The sequence below is a fragment of the Thiocapsa sp. C2-2m genome (assembly GCF_041903745.1).
GTDB lineage: Bacteria > Pseudomonadota > Gammaproteobacteria > Chromatiales > Chromatiaceae > Thiocapsa > Thiocapsa roseilacustris.
Window position 1 is genome coordinate 54688 of sequence record NZ_JBBWVD010000027.1, and the last position, 18043, is coordinate 72730.

General features: G+C 50.4%; 17 protein-coding genes. 14 read left to right on the plus strand and 3 right to left on the minus strand.

Features of this window, described 5'->3' with window-relative positions:
- Positions 1–821: 821 nt before the first annotated feature.
- Positions 822–1223, minus strand: coding sequence for a lysozyme inhibitor LprI family protein (locus tag AADX97_RS19720; protein ID WP_374235734.1), 402 nt, complete (start codon positions 1221–1223; stop codon positions 822–824).
- 1126 nt (positions 1224–2349) lie between these two features.
- On the opposite strand from AADX97_RS19720, the gene AADX97_RS19725 reads away from it, so the two are divergent.
- The 13 genes from AADX97_RS19725 to AADX97_RS19785 all read left to right on the plus strand — a co-directional run bounded on the left by AADX97_RS19725 (position 2350) and on the right by AADX97_RS19785 (position 15047).
- A complete protein-coding gene (locus tag AADX97_RS19725) occupies positions 2350–3510 on the plus strand; it encodes a DUF3102 domain-containing protein (protein ID WP_374235732.1) in 1161 nt (386 codons plus the stop codon).
- 789 nt (positions 3511–4299) lie between these two features.
- Entirely contained in the window at positions 4300–4518 is a 219-nt protein-coding gene (locus AADX97_RS19730) for a hypothetical protein (RefSeq protein WP_374235731.1), read from the plus strand.
- 91 nt (positions 4519–4609) lie between these two features.
- Entirely contained in the window at positions 4610–5383 is a 774-nt protein-coding gene (locus AADX97_RS19735; protein WP_374235729.1) for a hypothetical protein, read from the plus strand.
- A gap of 9 nt (positions 5384–5392) precedes the next feature.
- Complete coding sequence (locus tag AADX97_RS19740; RefSeq protein WP_374235727.1) at positions 5393–6313, plus strand: hypothetical protein; 921 nt, start codon at positions 5393–5395, stop codon at positions 6311–6313.
- Between the two features lie 176 nt (positions 6314–6489).
- A complete protein-coding gene (locus AADX97_RS19745; RefSeq protein WP_374235725.1) occupies positions 6490–7443 on the plus strand; it encodes an AAA family ATPase in 954 nt (317 codons plus the stop codon).
- Entirely contained in the window at positions 7440–7787 is a 348-nt protein-coding gene (locus tag AADX97_RS19750; protein WP_374235723.1) for a hypothetical protein, read from the plus strand. The genes AADX97_RS19745 and AADX97_RS19750 overlap by 4 nt, the downstream gene beginning before the upstream one ends.
- Before the next feature lie 77 nt (positions 7788–7864).
- The gene (locus AADX97_RS19755) at positions 7865–8833 is read left to right on the plus strand and encodes a DUF3150 domain-containing protein (protein ID WP_374235721.1); all 969 of its coding nucleotides are present in this window, start codon (positions 7865–7867) and stop codon (positions 8831–8833) included.
- Positions 8834–8944: 111 nt separating this feature from the next.
- Entirely contained in the window at positions 8945–10594 is a 1650-nt protein-coding gene (locus AADX97_RS19760) for a VWA domain-containing protein (RefSeq protein ID WP_374235720.1), read from the plus strand.
- 598 nt (positions 10595–11192) lie between these two features.
- A complete protein-coding gene (locus AADX97_RS19765) occupies positions 11193–11480 on the plus strand; it encodes a hypothetical protein (RefSeq protein ID WP_374235719.1) in 288 nt (95 codons plus the stop codon).
- Positions 11481–11767: 287 nt separating this feature from the next.
- A complete protein-coding gene (locus tag AADX97_RS19770; RefSeq protein ID WP_374235717.1) occupies positions 11768–12103 on the plus strand; it encodes a hypothetical protein in 336 nt (111 codons plus the stop codon).
- 99 nt (positions 12104–12202) lie between these two features.
- Positions 12203–12577: a hypothetical protein gene (locus tag AADX97_RS19775; protein ID WP_374235716.1), complete on the plus strand. Its 375-nt coding sequence runs from the start codon at positions 12203–12205 to the stop codon at positions 12575–12577.
- A 62-nt stretch (positions 12578–12639) separates the two neighbouring features.
- Positions 12640–12987 (plus strand): hypothetical protein, encoded by a 348-nt coding sequence (locus AADX97_RS19780; RefSeq protein ID WP_374235714.1) that lies wholly within the window; start codon positions 12640–12642, stop codon positions 12985–12987.
- 104 nt (positions 12988–13091) lie between these two features.
- Positions 13092–15047 (plus strand): phage/plasmid primase, P4 family, encoded by a 1956-nt coding sequence (locus tag AADX97_RS19785; protein WP_374235713.1) that lies wholly within the window; start codon positions 13092–13094, stop codon positions 15045–15047.
- A 784-nt stretch (positions 15048–15831) separates the two neighbouring features.
- Here AADX97_RS19785 and AADX97_RS19790 read toward each other — a convergent pair.
- The gene (locus AADX97_RS19790; protein ID WP_374235712.1) at positions 15832–16218 is read right to left on the minus strand and encodes an H-NS histone family protein; all 387 of its coding nucleotides are present in this window, start codon (positions 16216–16218) and stop codon (positions 15832–15834) included.
- 510 nt (positions 16219–16728) lie between these two features.
- Entirely contained in the window at positions 16729–16911 is a 183-nt protein-coding gene (locus AADX97_RS19795; RefSeq protein ID WP_374235710.1) for a hypothetical protein, read from the minus strand.
- A gap of 642 nt (positions 16912–17553) precedes the next feature.
- On the opposite strand from AADX97_RS19795, the gene AADX97_RS19800 reads away from it, so the two are divergent.
- Positions 17554–17856 carry a hypothetical protein gene (locus AADX97_RS19800; protein WP_374235708.1) on the plus strand — a complete coding sequence of 101 codons (303 nt, stop codon included), beginning with the start codon at positions 17554–17556 and terminating at the stop codon, positions 17854–17856.
- Positions 17857–18043 lie beyond the last annotated feature (187 nt).

Consider the following 18043-nt stretch of genomic DNA (forward strand, 5'->3'; position numbering starts at 1 on the left):
TCCGGCGTAGCCAGTGTCCCCAGCGGATTCTGTCGCCGCATGCGAGGCCGAAGAAAACAATGTTAAGGCCGTTAGGGAGGAAACTCGGAGATTAAAGGTAATCATTTGCACTCACCTCTTATTGGTTAGAATTGTATCCCTTGTACTTGGATCGTCTACCGATCCGCTTTCGTCAATCATCAAATACGCTCGAATCCTCGCATGTTACAAAGAAAGGTAGAGAGCAAAGCGCAATATGCATTCTGGTCTAACGGCGGGTCGTTTGGAATCAATTGATCGGCATCGTAACCAGCATAGACGGAAATGGAAACCTGGCATGTTTGATTGGCTATGTTGTACCGTCACTTCAGTAACCGCCGCCGTTTTGTCGTGATAACCGGGCCTGTTCTGGATGGCAAATCCTGAGATGGAGTATCACTGACGACAGTAACGACATGCATAGTCCGGGTAATCTCCTCGACGGAACCGTTTAATCGGTGGGTATATCCGCATTTCGGGCAAGCATAAAGAGGATGCTTCGGTGAACCGCATCTGGGGCAAGGCGCATAAGGCATCAAAACTCTCCATGTCGATATCCGAAATGAACCGGGCGATGGGCTACGCGAAATTAACGACGACCGTACGAAAACCGTTCTGCTTTGCCAAGAATTATAGAACGGCGGATGTGAATCTTCAGGTCAATCTTCTAGGGCCAAAAACCGGGCTACAAACCACTTGTGTAGGACACGCCGTTAGTAACGTTGGGCAGTCAAAGCGTCGTTTCCGAATCAGATATTCGGTGTATCCATGGACAACAGATAGCCGGGATGGTCGCCGTCGAATCAACGATTCGACAGGTCTTCCAATTCCTTCGCCCGTTTCGCCGTCTCTACAAGCACACACTCGTTTGCTGCAACGGTTGCATAGGTTCCACCTTGCGGATCAGCGTAAAAGCTGCAATTGGCATCTCTGTATTGAATCCAGAGTCGTTGAGCAGCGAGTAGTTCTTGCTTACGCGTGGGGACCAACTGCGAACGCAACGCCTTGAAGGCCCCGTTGAGCCTGGCATCTTGCGTGGTCAGTTCTTCGCCAATGCAGACCAGCATCTCGACCGTGACTCCTCCGGATTGGTCCATGCAAGCTCCAAAGCGGCCGGTAAAGAGGTCTTCGTCTGCGGCGTGAACCGAGGTGATTCCGAGCATGATGGGCAGAAGCGACACGGAAACAGAAAACCGCCTGAACATAATCTTCTCCCTGGATATCCCTGTTCTACGAGCACATGTTCCATAAAAATGCGACAACAACTGTCGCATGCGGAGCGTTCTGCACCATAGAGTAACCGGTTGGTCGAGAGCCGGAGTTGCGACGATCAATGTAGGCACGAAACCGATACGGTTTGTTGACGTAGCGCAAACTGCTGATGGGAGTGTGTGCGGTGGTGGCGTGAAATGTGACGTACTTCACAGTTTACAGGCCGTTTCCGACGATTCTATCCAACAGGAATGCTGAGATTGCGACCGTGACAATGGCAAGCGAGCCCCAGAATGCCGTGTGGTTACGAAAACGGAACTGTACGCCTGGATTTCAAGAACGGCGGAAGTGCCGGGCTCTACTTGTTGTTCGGATGATACAAGAACGGCGACTTCTCAATTCCGCTTCTTATTTAAGTAACGATACACCATCGTTGCCGATCCGCATTGTGTTCCGCAGTGTTGCACCGACCGCCTGGGATCGAATGACTTCGGTAACCGAACGGTTCGATGACACGATGCAGGGTCGTTCACAATAGGCGACATAGTGGCGGCATGCCCGAGAAACGGAGATGACGCATCACCTCACCACATACGCCTTCGTCTTTACCGACGCGGAACCCGCACCGGTCAACTCCGACGCATTCACCAACACCGGCTGAATCCAACCCAGCCGACTCTCCGCCAACCCCTCGCCGTAGCGAATCCGCCTAAAGTGGCCCCGTCTCCAGTGTGGCTTTACATGCCGATCATCTCCGCGCGTCAGTCCGGCCGGCTCGCGGAACGGTGCCGCATGGAAATCCAGGGCACCGAAGCGGTGGAGTAGCGTCAAAACAACAAATGTCGGCTTGACAACGACAGACGACGGACTAAACTGATGGTTGTGATTCTCTAATCACACTATCCCATCTGGCTCGGCCAAGCCGAGCATTATATGAGCGGTGACATCCCTTCTCGGGAACTAAGTTACCCAATTAACGAATCCAATTAAAAAATAAGCCTTATATCGTCAGTGACCGTGATGCGGTGGCTGGATTATCAAAGGTTTGCCCTCCTTTCTGTAGTTTATCTCATTGTTTTTTTTGGCCGATGGGCATCAACGGCCAGTGAGATATTTTCCATGCTTATCAACGAGTCTACTCCCCACTTTGGTGAGAAATCTGTCCTGGCCGAAGCGATGTCCTCCGCATTGCCGGAGAACACCAGCTCTTGCTTCGGTTCTGTCCCCTCTCTGATCGCACCAGAGGAGACGACGGCTGCGCAAGCGTCAGTGTCTCCGACCGAGACGATCGAAGAACCCGAGGCGAAGATCGAAATGTGGGCCGCTAAGATCAACAGGGCTCACGCGAAGGGTGTCAGCGCCATCATCGAGATCGGAACGCAACTTTCCCAAGCCAAGAAAGCCTTGGGTCATGGCAATTTTACAAAGATGATCAAGACCAAGATCCACTTCGGTGCACGCCAAGCCGAGAAGTATAAACGGATTGCCGAACACCCGACGCTGGCAAATCCGAACTACAGTTCGTTTTTGCCGGGCAGTGTCGCGCTGCTGAATGCCCTGGCGAGTGTCAAGGATAAGGACCTCGTTCTAAACGCCGTCCAGCAGGTGCAAGCTCGGATCAATGCAGGGGATAAAGTCGATCTGCACGACAGGGCGTTTTGGATCGGGCTGATTCCAGCGTTGGATCAGCCGGCCAAACAGGAGCAGCCGACTGCGACGACGAGCACCGAAACCACAAGTGATTCAGTGCCACCGACGGCACCGGATGACGGTGGTTCATCCACTCAGGTGACCAATGAACCAGAAGCGGATGCGACAACAGCAACTTCCACTGGATCGGCCCAGGCTTCGGCCAGTGCTGTAACAGGGACGGAGCACACGACCGTGATGCATCGGCCAGACACGGATCAGACCGTACCAACAGCGCTTGGGACCGAGGAACGTCAAGATCAACCAGCAGCGGAGGACCCGGAGGCGATCGCTCCAACGACCGAGGACGCAAACACGCCAACTGACCAGGCGGATCTGGCCAAGCACGGAACTGTCCGCCTTCCGAGCCCAACACAGGTGCTTGAAGAGCTGGCGGATCTGCCCTCGAGTGGTCCTGATTCGAAGAACCTTTCAGAGAAGGAAAGACAGCAGGCGGTTGCCTTGTACGACCTCTGGGAGGAGACGATGAAGCCGAAATGGCATGAGTATCCGAAAGCTGTTCGCATCATCCTGTTGGAAACACTTCTTAAGGAAGAACTGAGGGACGTGAACCGGAAGGAAGCCGCGTAAGCGATCCTCGAATCTGACCCAACCAGCCGCCCTCACAAAGGGCGGCTTTTTTGTGCCCGTTCTAACGTGACAAGTCGAACACCAACGGTCGATCCGTCAGACGAAAGGTCCACGTCGCTCAGTCCGGCAGACATGACCCAGTCAACCGACGAGACGAACGGATGCATCGTCGATGTCAGATCAACGTGCAGAAGACACGAGCACGTTGCCGCATCCATCCACCTGACAAAGACCGCAGATGGCTGAAGCCTTATACAACGGCGATAACAGAACGGTCCCTGTTTCGACTTTTCTGAAACGGCGACTCCTTAGTTCCGCACCTTACAAGGATGCGACGAACCATCGTTCCTGATCCGCAATTTCTCCCGCGACCGATTCAAACATCGGCTATCGTAGTATTCCCGCTCTCGATTCATCAGACAATCATCAAAGCCGCATTTTTGCGTAGAACCCGCGTTACAAATCTCCGGAATCGGCCTAGCTATATGGAAATATACTATTGGGCGGAGTTTTAATCGTCTAAACCCAATCCCTTCTGCTATTCAAGAAAGCCGCATTGACGCCGTTTCGGTGTCGTGCGGCTTTTTTCGTTGGAGTCCGAAATATGTCACGAATTAAACGCTGGCTTGATCTGCATGACCGACTACCGGAACTATCTGATGCTGTTCTGGACGATCCTGAAGTAGACAAAGATAACCGGACCGCAACCGAGAAAACGTCAAAGTGTGATGAGTCGATCTGGAAGACCTTCGAGTCTATCAATTCAACTTCGGAGAAGGAGCCCTTCTGATGATGACTCTCAATATTCACCATGTTCAAACAATCGATCTGGGCTGCGTTCGAAGTTACTTCTGTCGCGACAGCAATCGACTGTTCTACGCCCGTGAGATTGAGATAACAAACTCTTCGGGATGTTTCCGCATGTCGCTGTTTTCCGATCAAGCGACCGAGCTGAACCTACAACAGGCGAACGAAAGTACCATTCCTACGATGAGTGAAGCTGCCTAGAAACTCTCGCAACGAGATTCTCTACGTTGGCTGAATACTCCTCGAATTCTCATCTTACTTGACTTGGTCGTTAGGTCAACGGAGTACAACCATGTCGCAAGAGCTGAATGTCTTACCTCAAGTGTCCGATAACGACGGAATGTTATCGGTGGATCTCGCGTCGCCTTTGGATCTGCCTATCGCGCAGTTCAAGGAAGGTCTCGAACGGCGGTCCAACAATCGAGCCATGCTCTTGAGCTGGATACGCTCCGCGCTTCAAGAGAATGTGGATTTCGGGGTAATTCCGAACAAACAGGGCAATGCCAAAAAGTCGCTCTGGAAACCGGGCGCTGAAAAGATCGCCGGTATGCTCGGTGTTGTTGCCCGATTCACATTTCAGGATCTCGATACGCTGTTGGCACAGGGCGTAATCCCTGAATTTGTGATCGTGCATTGCCAACTTCTCGACTCCAATTCAAGGGTTCTTGCTCAAGGAGTCGGTGCGCGTGGTCTCAAGAAAGACTATGGCGACCTGAATAAGGCGCTCAAAATGGCGGAGAAGTCCGCGCATATCGATGCCGTTCTGCGACTGGGCGGCTTATCTGAAGTCTTCACTCAAGACATCGAGGACATGCCGACTGAACTGTCCACCGTACGACCCATTAAACCCGCCGTTTCGACCATATCGGTCGAGCAAGTAAAACGCCTGCAAAATCGCATTCGAGAGCTGAATCTGCAAGAAACGCGCGTCCTGAACTGGATCTCGCGTAAATGGGGAATCAATCGACTCTCGAATCTGAATTCCCAGCAAGCCTCCGAAGTTTGGAAGAATCTGAGTATCTGGGCATCTGAACAACAACGTCCTTCAGAAGGGCAGGTCGGATAATAATTTTGGATGAGCAAAGTTAAACACTTCGGAGTAAATCCCATGATCCTCACGAATAAGCACAACTTACCAGAAACGTTTCGCAATGCGGTGCGTTTTCTGGAGAAGGTCCGTAAACCGATCGACGAAAAACGAAACTCGATCAGCGTAACCCGGCTAATCGATTCTCCCCGTATTCTGCAACTTCAGAAGCGGAATGGTCATTCCCTGACAACCGATGTAACCGATCAACTCTGGGCATTACTCGGATCGGCACTGCATCAGGTACTGGCTTGGAGCACCGACAATGATGACGTTTTAACCGAGCAGCGTATGTCTGTCGAGATAAACGGCTGGGAAGTCTCTGGCCAATTCGATCGATTCGATACCGCTATCGGTTTGCTCTCCGATTACAAGGTCACGTCTGTTTATGGCGTTACGTACGGGATAAAACCCGAGTGGGAGAAACAACTCAACGTGCTGCGTTATCTTCTGGCGCTGAATCAGTACCGCGTCGATCGCCTGGAAATTATCGCGGTGTTGCGTGACTGGCAATCTGCTCAGGCGCTTCGCGATCCGAACTACCCAAAGATACCGGTTGTCCGTTTGGAAGTACCGGTCTGGGATCTGATCGAGGCCGAAGACTATATCGTCTCTCGTGTGCAACTGCATCAACAAGCTGCATCGGATGACAATCTGCCGGAATGCAGCGCTGCCGAACGGTGGGCGAAAACCCCAACCTATGCTGTCGTGAAACCGGGACGCTCAAGAGCTTTTCGTGTCTTCGATAATCGGCAAGAGGCTGAATCATTGATCGACAATACGCCGGGTACGTCGCTGCAAGTTCGACCTGGTACCTCTGTCCGATGTGAACGGTTCTGTCCGTGCAACGCGGTATGTGACCAATATCAGTCATCGCTCCAAAATCTGCATCCGCCAATCGCCGCTTAGAAAGACCGCTTAACCCCCCTTACTACTCTGTATGACAGGGTAGTTTTTTTGTCAGGAATTCGCGTTCTTATATGTAGATGTCTAGGCAGTTTCGCTTTTAGCGGAATCAAACGGCGCAGTCGCTTTAGAACTGTGCATTTTCGTTTGTAAACGGCCGACTTATTTGGACATCTATCATGAATCAAACACAGCGCTTCGACGTAGCGACTACTTTTGGTGTCAAAGCCCGCCCCGGACTGGAGGTCCAGGGGCTTGCCGACGACAACCATCCGCAAATTCCGCTTCGCAAGAACTATGTCTTTCGCCCCGAGCTGCTGCGTGACGTTCTGGCTTTCCTGCATGACGCAGGTGGCGACGGGATGTTTCTGACCGGACCAACCGGTGCCGGTAAGACATCCCTGATCAACCAAGTAGCCAGCCGCCTCAATTGGCCGGTGCAGTCGGTGACGTGTCACGGACGCATGGAAATTAGCGCGTTGATTGGACAGTTTGTCCTCATCAACGGTAGCACGAAGTTTGTGCATGGTCCGTTGTCCGTCGCTGCACGCGACGGGCATCTACTCATCCTCAACGAGAGTGATTTGATGGACCCGTCCGAGTTGGCCGGCCTGAACGACATTCTGGAAGGTCAACCTCTTGTGATTGGAGAGAACGGTGGCGAAGTGATTCGGCCGCATCCGCGTTTCCGTATCTTTGCGACCGGTAACTCTGTTGGTGCCGGAGATGGGACCGGTCTTTACCAGGGTGTACTGCGTCAAAATCTCGCCTTTATGGATCGATTTCGGGTTATCCATGTCGGCTACCCGGATTCCGAGATCGAAAAACAGGTCATTCTGACTGCCGTGCCGGCTATGCCTGAAACGATCGTGGAGAAGATGTTGCGTGTCGCCGAGGAGGTTCGACGGCTCTTTCTGGGTTCCGACCGGGAGGCCGGGGAGCTGACCGTCACCATGAGCACTCGGACCCTTGTTCGCTGGGCATCGCTGAGCTTGACGTTCAAGGGTGCCCCTAACGTTTTTCACTACGCCCTGGAGCAATCTTTTACCGCAAGAGCAGAACCGGAACAACGGGAAGCGATTCACAGAATCGCCGCCGACGTGTTCGGTGACTACTGGGAGGCGACAAAATGATCACCTTCAATCTGTATCGCTTTGGACATGATGATGGCTTCGCCAAAGAGTGGGCTTATGCCGATCTGGGTAACGGAATGGCGATGATTCGATGGGGACCGGCTAATCAACTTCGCAGCAAGCAAGAAAAACCCCTTGCTCTGGCTCAACAACGTGCTCGACAGAAAATGCGAATGGGGTATCAACATCTTGGCCGAGTGACGCTGAACGCGGATGGCATCCGTGTATCACCTGCTGCAATGCCGGTACCCTCGGTAAAAACGGCGCAACCTCGTTGTGATACCAAACCAGCCGTTGACCTCTCGACCCTGCTCGGTTCCGAGAACGACGGATTCTACTTCTAACTTACCACATCAAAACCCGAGCGGCGCAATGGTCGCCGCAAGGTGATCGTGTGCGTCGTCAGGGTCGGAGAACTGATATGAGCAACTCGATCACCACGATTACCGATCAGATCACGCTTGTCGTCCTGGATGTGCGCATTTGGTCGGGACGCAAAAAACTGAGTCCGGAAGACCTGAATTTATCGTCGGGAGAAACGCCACCGGAAGAGCTGGTCACGCTTGGGTCCAAACGGATATTCGACCCTGAACATCTGAAGCCATTTTTCCGGATCAAACAGAATGCTGAGCGGATCTGTCTGGGTGTCGGAACCCGTTTTCTGAGTGGATTTGCCGTTCCCAACAACGAAGCTGATACGGTCGCGTCAGAACTGTATCGTTTAAAAGCCGAGTACGACTCAGCATCAGCAGAGTTTATCGCAAACTACGATCGGGCGCTGTCGCAGTGGATCGAAAACCTGCCCGCTTGGGAGGCTCCGATTCGTCGCGCTATCGAGCCGGCTGAAGCTGTTGCCAACCGTCTGAAGTTCGGATTCCAGTTGATTCGAATAAGCCCTTCCGAAAGTGCAGGTACGCTTCACGAAGAGGTCGCCGGTCTCGGGGATTCCCTCTTTGGCGAAATCGAAATGATGGCACGGGACTTGGAAAGTAGCTTTGCCGGAAAACAGAAGCTGCACCGCAAATCCCTTGCAACATTCTCACGCATTCGCGAGAAATTAGCGTGTCTGTCATTTATGGATGCGCGAATCGCTCCGATCATTCAAACCCTTGACGACTGGACTCGACGTTTGCCTGAAACGGGAGCCATTGAAGGTCCGATCTTTAATGAAGGAATGGGTCTCGCGCTGTTGCTGTCCGATTCCAAACGCTTGGCGCGACATGGAGCCGGGCAACTGAGCCTGATTGATGCGACTACGGAGGCGCTTGCAACGGCGAATGTTACACCATCGGTCGACAATTTCGGCAAGGATGCCGATGTCGATTTGGAGCCAATAATTCCGTCTAAACGGCCGTTTGTGAAACCCGAAAGTTCCAGCTTCTACTTTTAGCTGATCTGCTCTTGGACCTGGTGTCAAAACCAGGTCTTTTCTTCGACTTTGCGGGGGTCTTTCGACCCCGCAAGGGTCGTCAGCTTCCGCACCTATGCAAAGGTGCATCATATGAACAGAAACTCGACACTCACCAACGCACTGCCCATCGTTGCCGCTGCCTACGGTCGTAAATTCGGTGTGCAAATATCGATCGGCGGTAACGAGGCCATGACCAACGGCAAAAGTATTCAATTGCCCGCCGTTGCCGACACGGTCAAAAATCTCGCCTATGGTTACCTCGCTCATGAATCGGGGCATATCCGGTTTACGAATTTTGAGCTGGCGCGCCACTCTCAGCCTATCGGTCGTTTTGTCGAGGGTGTTCTCGAAGATGTCCGCATCGAGAACGCCATGATCCGGATTTATCCCGGTACCCAGTCAACACTGGACAGCGTATTTGAATCTCTGATCGGGGACGGCACGATCAGTCCTGTGTCGGACCAGATCGGCGCTCCGGAAATTCTTTGCAACGGACTGCTGCATCTCACCCGATATCGGTTCCGCAAGCAAACGGCACTTCGTAACCATGCCAAGCAAGCAGATCAAGTGATGCGCCGAGTGCTGGGAGCAAGGTTTGTTCACCGTCTACACGGCCTTCTGACCGAGATTCCGACCCTTCAGAGTACATCCGATTCCATGGCGTTGGCACGCAAGATTGTTGCCTTGGTCGAGGAGGAGTCCAATGATCCATCACCCCAACCGACACCTGAAAAGGAGGACGACAACCCGCCCGACGATGACGACCAGGAGCACGAGCAACCAGCGCAACGTTCCGCGGGCGAAGAGCAAAGCACCGAGAACCCAGCTCAAGGATCCGAGAGCCAAACATCAGGGGCTCAGCCTGTAGTTGCAGAGATCACGACGGCTCTTCAATCCGCACTAAACGCAACCGAGGAGGAGCTTCCCGAGGATGTTTTCCAGGTCGTTGCCGAAACTCTTGGTGCCGAGAGTCTTTCGTCGCCGACCCTACTGCCGACAATCGAGCCATTCACCGGAAACCCGCTTGTTGGTCGAATCGCGTTACAGCGAGTGACGATCCACTCCGCAAAACTTACCGCACGTCTTCAGGGGCTGGTCCAAGCCCACACACAGACCCGTCATCGCACCGTGCAACGCGGTCGAAAACTCAGTCCGAACCATCTGCACCGCGCAGGCGTGGGAGATCCCCGAATTTTTGAGGTTCGGGAGCATAAGGTCGCACCAAACACGGCCCTGCATCTACTGGTCGATCTGTCCGGGTCGATGTCCGACGGGCAAGATCGCATCGCACTGGATGCAGCGATGGCGTTGTCTCTTGCACTGGAGCCGATACGCGGGGTCTCGCGTGCCGTCTCGGCGTTCCCCGGTCTTCACGGTCAAGACCAGAACGTCACGGCGATTCTGTCCCATGGCGAACGGGTCGCCACCCGTGCCGGTGCCTTTGTCCAATACGCTCGGGGAGGGACGCCCATGACCGGAGCCCTCTGGTTCGCTGCGGCGGACCTGTTGGCTCGGGCTGAAGACCGCAGAGTCCTATTGACCCTGACGGACGGTGCACCGAACGACATGCGTAGTGCCAAGGATCTCGTCAACCGTGCGACCCAAGCCGGAATCGAGATCATCGGTATTGGCATTGGTGTAAGTGTCAGTCGTCTGTTCCCGGTCGCCGTTCGAATCGATGACATCGCCGATCTCAAAACGGCGCTGTTCGGCATCGCCGAAAAGTTGCTGCTTAAATAAATATTGAGCCCAGCTCTTTCGACTCACGGAACCTCGTGAGTCTATTTTTGGCTACTACGAGCACTTGGTTTTTCCCAGCGTTATATGTATATCTACGTTTGATAGCTTAGTTTCGACGGTCAAACGTTGTTATCAACGCTATCAAACGAGCGGCACCAGAGCAAATGCGATGGTAATCCGATGAACCGTGATATTTCCGCAAGGAGATATTGCGATAAGTCAGATTACCGTCGTTTTTGCTTTGTAAACTGCCCTGCAAATTGGAGAAGTAACTTTGCCGCTAATTGGCTCGGTAAACTGAATTCGCAATCAAAAATAACCCGGCAAATAGGTCGGGAAAAATCCACCTGCGACCCCGGTAAAAAAAAATAGAATCGCTATTGCCAAAATCGGAATCGTCCGCTATTCTTTAATGCGTCACCCCTCACCGACGGCCATGTGCGGCATTCCCGCAGCATGGCACTACTCAGCTTCTCCCCTTCTATTCGGCTCTGACCGCCGGCATCGATTCAAAATATCGATGAGCGCTCGTGCGTGCTTAAAATCTCAAAGAATCACAAATGTGTGTGATGTGGCAACATAATATCGGAGAAAATCCATGAAACTTCCACTCAAAAAACGCATAGAAATTACTCGCCATCTGATCAGAACAAACATAAACAAAACATACGCTGAACTTGCAGAGGATTGCACCAAAATATTCGAACTGAAAGAAGCCATGCCAGCGCACCAGGCGCGTACGTTCCTAAACTGGGCAAAGAATATTGGCGATGCAAAGTCTAAGTTACTTACCCTCGAGTCTCGATGCGAAGAAGCAAAGAAGCTATCTACTCGCCTGGAAGAGCTGGTTCCAACTCGGCAACGTGGTCGTCGTCGAGTTCATTAACGGCGGATCGTTAAAATTGCTGATTATTGATGTCATTAAAAGGAAAGTTAGTTTTGGCGGAATCGGAGGGAACATCACACGGTTCCGCCATTTTTAGAGATTGGCACGGCTATAACCTGTTTGAGAATTAGTAAATTTGGCGGAACTTTGGTGGATCGTTCGTCATATTTCCACTTTTCAGATAAGTTCGTTAGTCGAATTTTGTTTATTACTATCGATAGATATATAACGTAGAGAGCCATTCGCTTTCTCGCGGGAATTTATAGAAAGTTTAACGGAGATTAATAATGTCACGCTTACCCTTACCTGATAACAAGCCCGATTACGATCAAGAATACGATCACGAAGAATGCTTAACAACAATGCCACCCAAACTCTTCAGCACCATCATGCACCTTTCTCCGCGTGGAATTACGATAAGTCTGGATCGTACGGACGAACTTGAAATAAAACTAAAGGAGGCGATAAATAATGACGCGAAACTAACCCGATTTTTTTCGGACGAAATCGAACGCAAACTGATGGAGAAAAATCTCATCAGTTACGAGTCTTTACAATATCAAAAGCCTGAGCCCGACTATATTGACGTCGAATTCAAACTGCGCGTCTATCCGAATAGTTAGTTAGCAACACGTCCGATCACGCATGGGCTCAACACAGAGTCCGTGCGTGGTTCAAATCAAAGATTACTCTCGCTGGTAAAATCAACACAGGAAATAAACATGAAAAAGCATCCCCGTCTCTCAGACGAACATAAGAGTGAAATCATCGGTCTCTACAACCAGCATACAGTGCCCGAGATTCTTGAAATATTATTTCAGCAATCTGGAATCACGTATACCGACCAACAAGTGTATTCCTACGTTCGTACTTTCAAAAGAGCATGGGTCAATACGATCGAAGAACTGAAGGAGTTGGGACGTATCGAGGAAGCAAAAGCTGCATCGTTGAAACTGCAAGAATTGTTACCTTCAAAGCGAGAAGAACAGTCTGCGTTCTATCAAGGAATGATCCAGAACGTTCTTTCTCAGAGCGCAGACGCTCCGGACAATACGCCGTTATCTGAAACTAGAATCGGAGAATCAAGTATGACCTAACCAAAACCAGCACTTTCATGAGGTAAGTCACGATGAGATTTATACATAAAATGGTGAATGCAATGATTAATTTCGATCTACAAGAAAAAATTAAAGCTGGGCTTGAAAAAGCCAAAAAGCGAATCTCCATGCGATCTGAATTTGTGAATCCCGGCGAGTCTGTTGCAGGTATATATCGTGGAATCACTGACTACCCAAAACGTCAGTTCACTACGACTGCGATCATTCTTGAAAAAGTAGACGGTTCGTATGTAACGTTTCCATTGAATGATTACGTAAGAAATCAGCTCGAAGTGCAAGGCGCGGTCGAAGATCGCTCGGTTGTAACAATTTACAACAACGGTCCGGTCGAGACTCCATTTGGGCACTCATATTTTAATCTAACAATTGTTGTAGGACCGTGGGACTGATAGACCGATACTTTCTTTAGCATACCTGAACGGACTTCTTAGTTGAATTTATTAAGCAACTTGGGGGTGTTCGCGCACCCCCCTTTTTATCGGATTATTCTAAAATGAACAATTATGAACCATTTTCTCAAGAGAACGTCGATGATGAAGAAGACCTACGCCAAGACGAAATACAGAGTTTTAATCTAATGGATGGAATTGAACCTGATTTTGATGAGGAAGACGAAAGTGAGAAGCCAGCCAATGATTCAACGGAATTATCGGTAGAGGAGATTTTGAGAGACTTTCTGATTCCGAATTTACCAACCGCTTGTAATGGTCAAACTATAGACAGCAAGGACAGCATCAGTATCAGTGATAAGGGTAAGGACGTGGACGTGGACAGTAACGCAGATAGTGACCTGGACAGCGTGATTGACGTTGACAAGCTGGTGGACGAAGTCGGAGATAAGGACACGGACACGGAAGGGGAGAAGGACAGCGAAATTACCGTGGTGAAGACCAAGGAATCTCCGTCACCAACTGTAAATCCGCCGTTCAACGACGAACAAATGATTCTTGCTTGTCGTTATCGTGCGTTGGGCCTGACTGCAACCGAGGCAACCCAACTGCTTGTGTGCTCATTTTCAAACGGCGAATCTGCGAATACTATAATTGATATATCGAATCTGGAATCGCAAATACGCCATGAAATAGCTCGCATCTATGAAGAGTTGCCGTTCGTACCAAAGAGAACAGATTCTGGATTAGCGGAATTCTGTAGACAACATTTGTCGGGCAGAGTCGAATTCTGCGTTGACAAGATGAGCTTTGCCTGTTGGAACGAGAATAAGTGGACCTTTGATAAAACGGATCATCAGATATCGAGACTGGTGGATGGATTGATAAGCACGATTCCCCAGGCGATCGACGATCCAAATCTGAAGGGTGATTTTGAAAGATATGTCGGGAGTGCCGGAACAGCGCCTTCAGTAGTGCGAATACTGAAACGGCGCATTAAGCAGGTGAACTCTCGTGTCTTTGATTCGAAGCCATATCTATTGGGTGTTCAGAACGGCGTGATCGACCTCAAGACGCGCATCTTTCGACCTCATGCTTCGAGTGATTATCTGACGAAACGCGCGAACGTAATCTACGACGCCAGTGCAACGTGCCCGTTGTTTGAACAGTTTATCGCTGAGATTCTCTGCCAAGATTCTGAGCTGATACGCTACGTTCAAACCTTTCTGGGATATCTGTTGATTGGAGCTAATCCAGAACGAGCGATCTTTATTTTGCTTGGTAACGGCCAAAACGGAAAGAGCACGTTAGTTCTGGTTGTGCAAACGATACTCGGAGCCTACGCACGTTCGATGCCGAGAAGGACACTTCTGAAATCAGGATACATCGGCACAGGTGATGATTTAATGTCGATGGTGGGCTACCGACTACTCGTCATATCAGAGCTGGAAGAAACGGATAAACTCGCGGCGGGCAAGCTCAAGAGTTTAACCGGAAATGATATTGTGAGTGCGCGAAATCTATACGAATCTTACCAGGACATTACGATAGACGGTAAGATCGTGATTCTCACGAACGAGAAGCCGGTCGTCAATGATAAGTCCAACGGTATGTGGGATCGCATGCATATTGTGCCGTTCAACCACCGAGTAGAAGAGACTGAAGTTGACAAGATGCTCGACAAAAAGCTCTTGCAAGAGTCTGCGGGAATTTTAAATTGGATGTTGGATGGACTAAGAATGTACTTCGAACAGGGTCTTCAAGAAACGACAGCGATGAAGCAGTTGAAACAGAAATATCGTTTGGACAGCGATCCGATACGATACTTCATGGATATACACTACGACATGTCGGCGAAGGAAACCATTAGAAGCGCCTCGGTGTACAGGCACTACAAATCGTGGTACAAGGAGACATACAACGAGGCGATTACGTTACATCAGGGACGATTCAACGATGAAATTGGTCGAATCGGTTATGAATTTAAGCGTAATCCTCACTCGGTCATTTTCGCAACGCGCAAAGGTGTAGATGAGGAGAACGACGACCAGATTATCTGAAATTGTTAAATAGAGCCTGCAAGTTAAATTCTTTTTGTGATCACAAAATTTTTATAATTAGGCGTCTCGTGTGACATATCGTACACGGTGCAGGCATCTTAGCAGCAGTTTAGCAGCAATTTAGCAGATAAATCTTCTAAAACCTCTTTGAAAACAAGAGCTTAGCAGGTTTAACAGGTATTCATAACTTTTTTTGAAAAAATAAATTTCCTACCCCTCTACTCGGATACCGGGTCGCTTGTGAACCTGGAATGCCTCTAAAGGCTTCCAGGGCTCCTGGGCCTTCTGAGGCTCGGGGCAGCAGAGACCCAGCCGAGATTTTGTTGAAATTGCTGTTAAACCTGCTAAGTCGTTGTATCCTATAGGGAAAAACGCTGCATCTGCTGCTAAATCGGCTGCAAGCCTCTGCTAAAGTTTTCTTCAAATTGCTGTTAAACCTGCTAAGTCGTTGTATCCTATAGGGAAAAACGCTGCATCTGCTGCTAAATCGGCTGCAAGCCTCTGCTATCCTCTGCTAAAGGCTGGTTGCCAAATTATCCAGTGACGCTAATTATTGTCGATCGGTTTCGTAGCCCAAGTAACCACTTGAAATCATACGCGGCACTCGGGTACAGATCTCGAAGTCAGCTTTGAGTTAACTTGGCTACGGTCGAGCTGGACGTTCTGATTTCAATGCTTCTAACGCTGAAGTAGCCTTGATCACATGAAATACCAGGCATTCGGTACTGGGGTTTAACGGCGGAAAATACCATACGCACCACAACCTGTACCTGGAATTTCGATCTTAGACCGGTGTCTCCTCAATCACGTTCTCTTGAGCTGGACTTTCGGATTCACTCGAAATCTGAAACTTCGGGTCGTTTATATCCGTAAGCCACTTTGGCTTACGTCCTTTACCAGACCAGGTCTTTAGCGATACTGGATTTCGGTATTTAGGGGGAAATTTGCTGGGCTTCTTTTTATCGGATTGATCTGTGGAATTATCAGCGGGTTTACCTGCTGGTTTCGACCGCTTCTTTAAATCTGGAAACAATTCCTCTGGAAGTAATTCGTAGTCTTTGATCAGAGCGAGAGTCTGTACAATAACGGGACCACGTTCACTTTTCCTAGCTTCATCAATCTGTTCGTCGATCTTAATCCGTTTTTCTAAAAGTTCGTGAAGCGTTGACATGGGCGTAAACATCCGAAAGTATGTGGGTAGTAATCGGGATCAAATCACAAGATTACCTTACGTGCAACACTTGTACTCGCCGTTCACAAAATTCTTTGGGGGCAAGTCGGCGAATGTATTTACGCGTGGCGCTAAGGTGATTTCAGAATCTACTAGCTGGTGCTGTTCGGGCATCGACATCGGTATCATGCGACGGATCAAGGGACACCTCTCGACAGTGCGGCTGAAGGCTTTTCCGATCTACAGATGCCCTACTGGACCAGACAGACCGGTAGGGGCTTTCCTTAGCACCGTGTCCGGCCTACTTCACTGTTTTTATCAAGAGGTTCTACAAACGGCGAATTTTCAGTTTCGGAATTTTGTCTCGGCTGAAGACCGACCTTGTTCTTCGGTAGACGCGGTATATCTATATAGTGGGGGTAGCTTCAGAAAGTAGGTGCTTCCTCGGTCTTCCCTCAGTCGGTGCCTTTGGTTGATCGCGCTACGCTCCTTGATGTGCTGACCCGCCGTTCAAGCCCTCGGTCGCAGCTTGTCGGCGGTCTCTGCCTTGGTGGCCTTCAGCATGGCGTTGGTCTCGTCCAGCTCCTCGGCCGTCGGCTCCTTGCCGGTCAGGTTGATGTACATCTGCCTCAGGGACTCCAGGTCCAGAACCTCCTTGCCTTCGATCAGACCCAGGTTTGGCTTCTTGCTCATGTAACCATCTCCGGTTTGGCACCATGCCTTAGAGTAAGCCGAGAGAGTGTAGCCCTGGATCCCCCCTTGGGCTCTGTCGCCGATGTTCGTGCTGCACAGTTGAGCTTGAACCCTTTGCCCTCCTTCCCCCATCATCTCTTGGGATGTCAGCAGAGGGCAGGGGAGTGGGGCGTATTTGATCTGCGACCGAAGGCCGACAGATTGTGACGCAGCCGACACTTTCCCTGAATTCATGTGCTATATTTCGCGCAAACATCACGAGGGAAAAGATCGTCATGGACTCAACGACGACAGACCAAGCCGAACCGCCTAGGCGAGGGGTTCGGTTTTTTTGTGTCTCGCTTTGTAGGGTGCGCCTATGGCTGTCAAGTATGTCCTTAGAGGGGTATCGGGACGGTGCCTTTGAGACGACTCAGTTACGGGACAGCATGCGATCTAGGACAGGAAAACATGCGCGGAATCTTGAAGTGCTTAAACGAGTCGGGCGGGCAGCGGCTATGCAGAATCTGCTCCGGCTGAGATAGGCGGAATCTGCCTATCTGACCTGACCGACACACTGTCTAATCAACTGTTGGGCTTTGCACAGCAGCAGAAGCTACGAGACAACTTCAGTAGTTCCTCAACTTTTCTGGGCACCGACGGATGCTTGATTTAGATACCCAAGAAGCGCTTGACAAAGCACTTACGACAGGCGCTGCAACGTACTCGATATCCGAGAATCGACGCGCACTCGTTTTAGCGGTTGAACAGGGAGACGCCTTTATTCCCCTACTTGATCAGATCTTCGGGTCCGCTGACTTGGACTTTATTCAAAACAAGCATAGAAGTTCACAAACTGCGGTTCCGGTTCTAACAATTGCAAAATACGCAGTAGGGCCGAAAATTGAACGAAAGGAAGTCGGCATTCATCAGACCTATGAATTCATGTACTCCGAACGAAAATGATACGCCAAGAAACGGGGCGCGCTTTGACATTTGCCAAAGATGAAGCTAAGACGTGATTCTCCGATGTGCTGGTTACTGACGAATCATAGTGCGCCGATTCGGGCGCCGCTAGCAGCAGTCCGCGATAACCAATCGGATTAAACAAATGCTATACAGAGTGAGATTCGACAACGCTGTTGGCTGCATT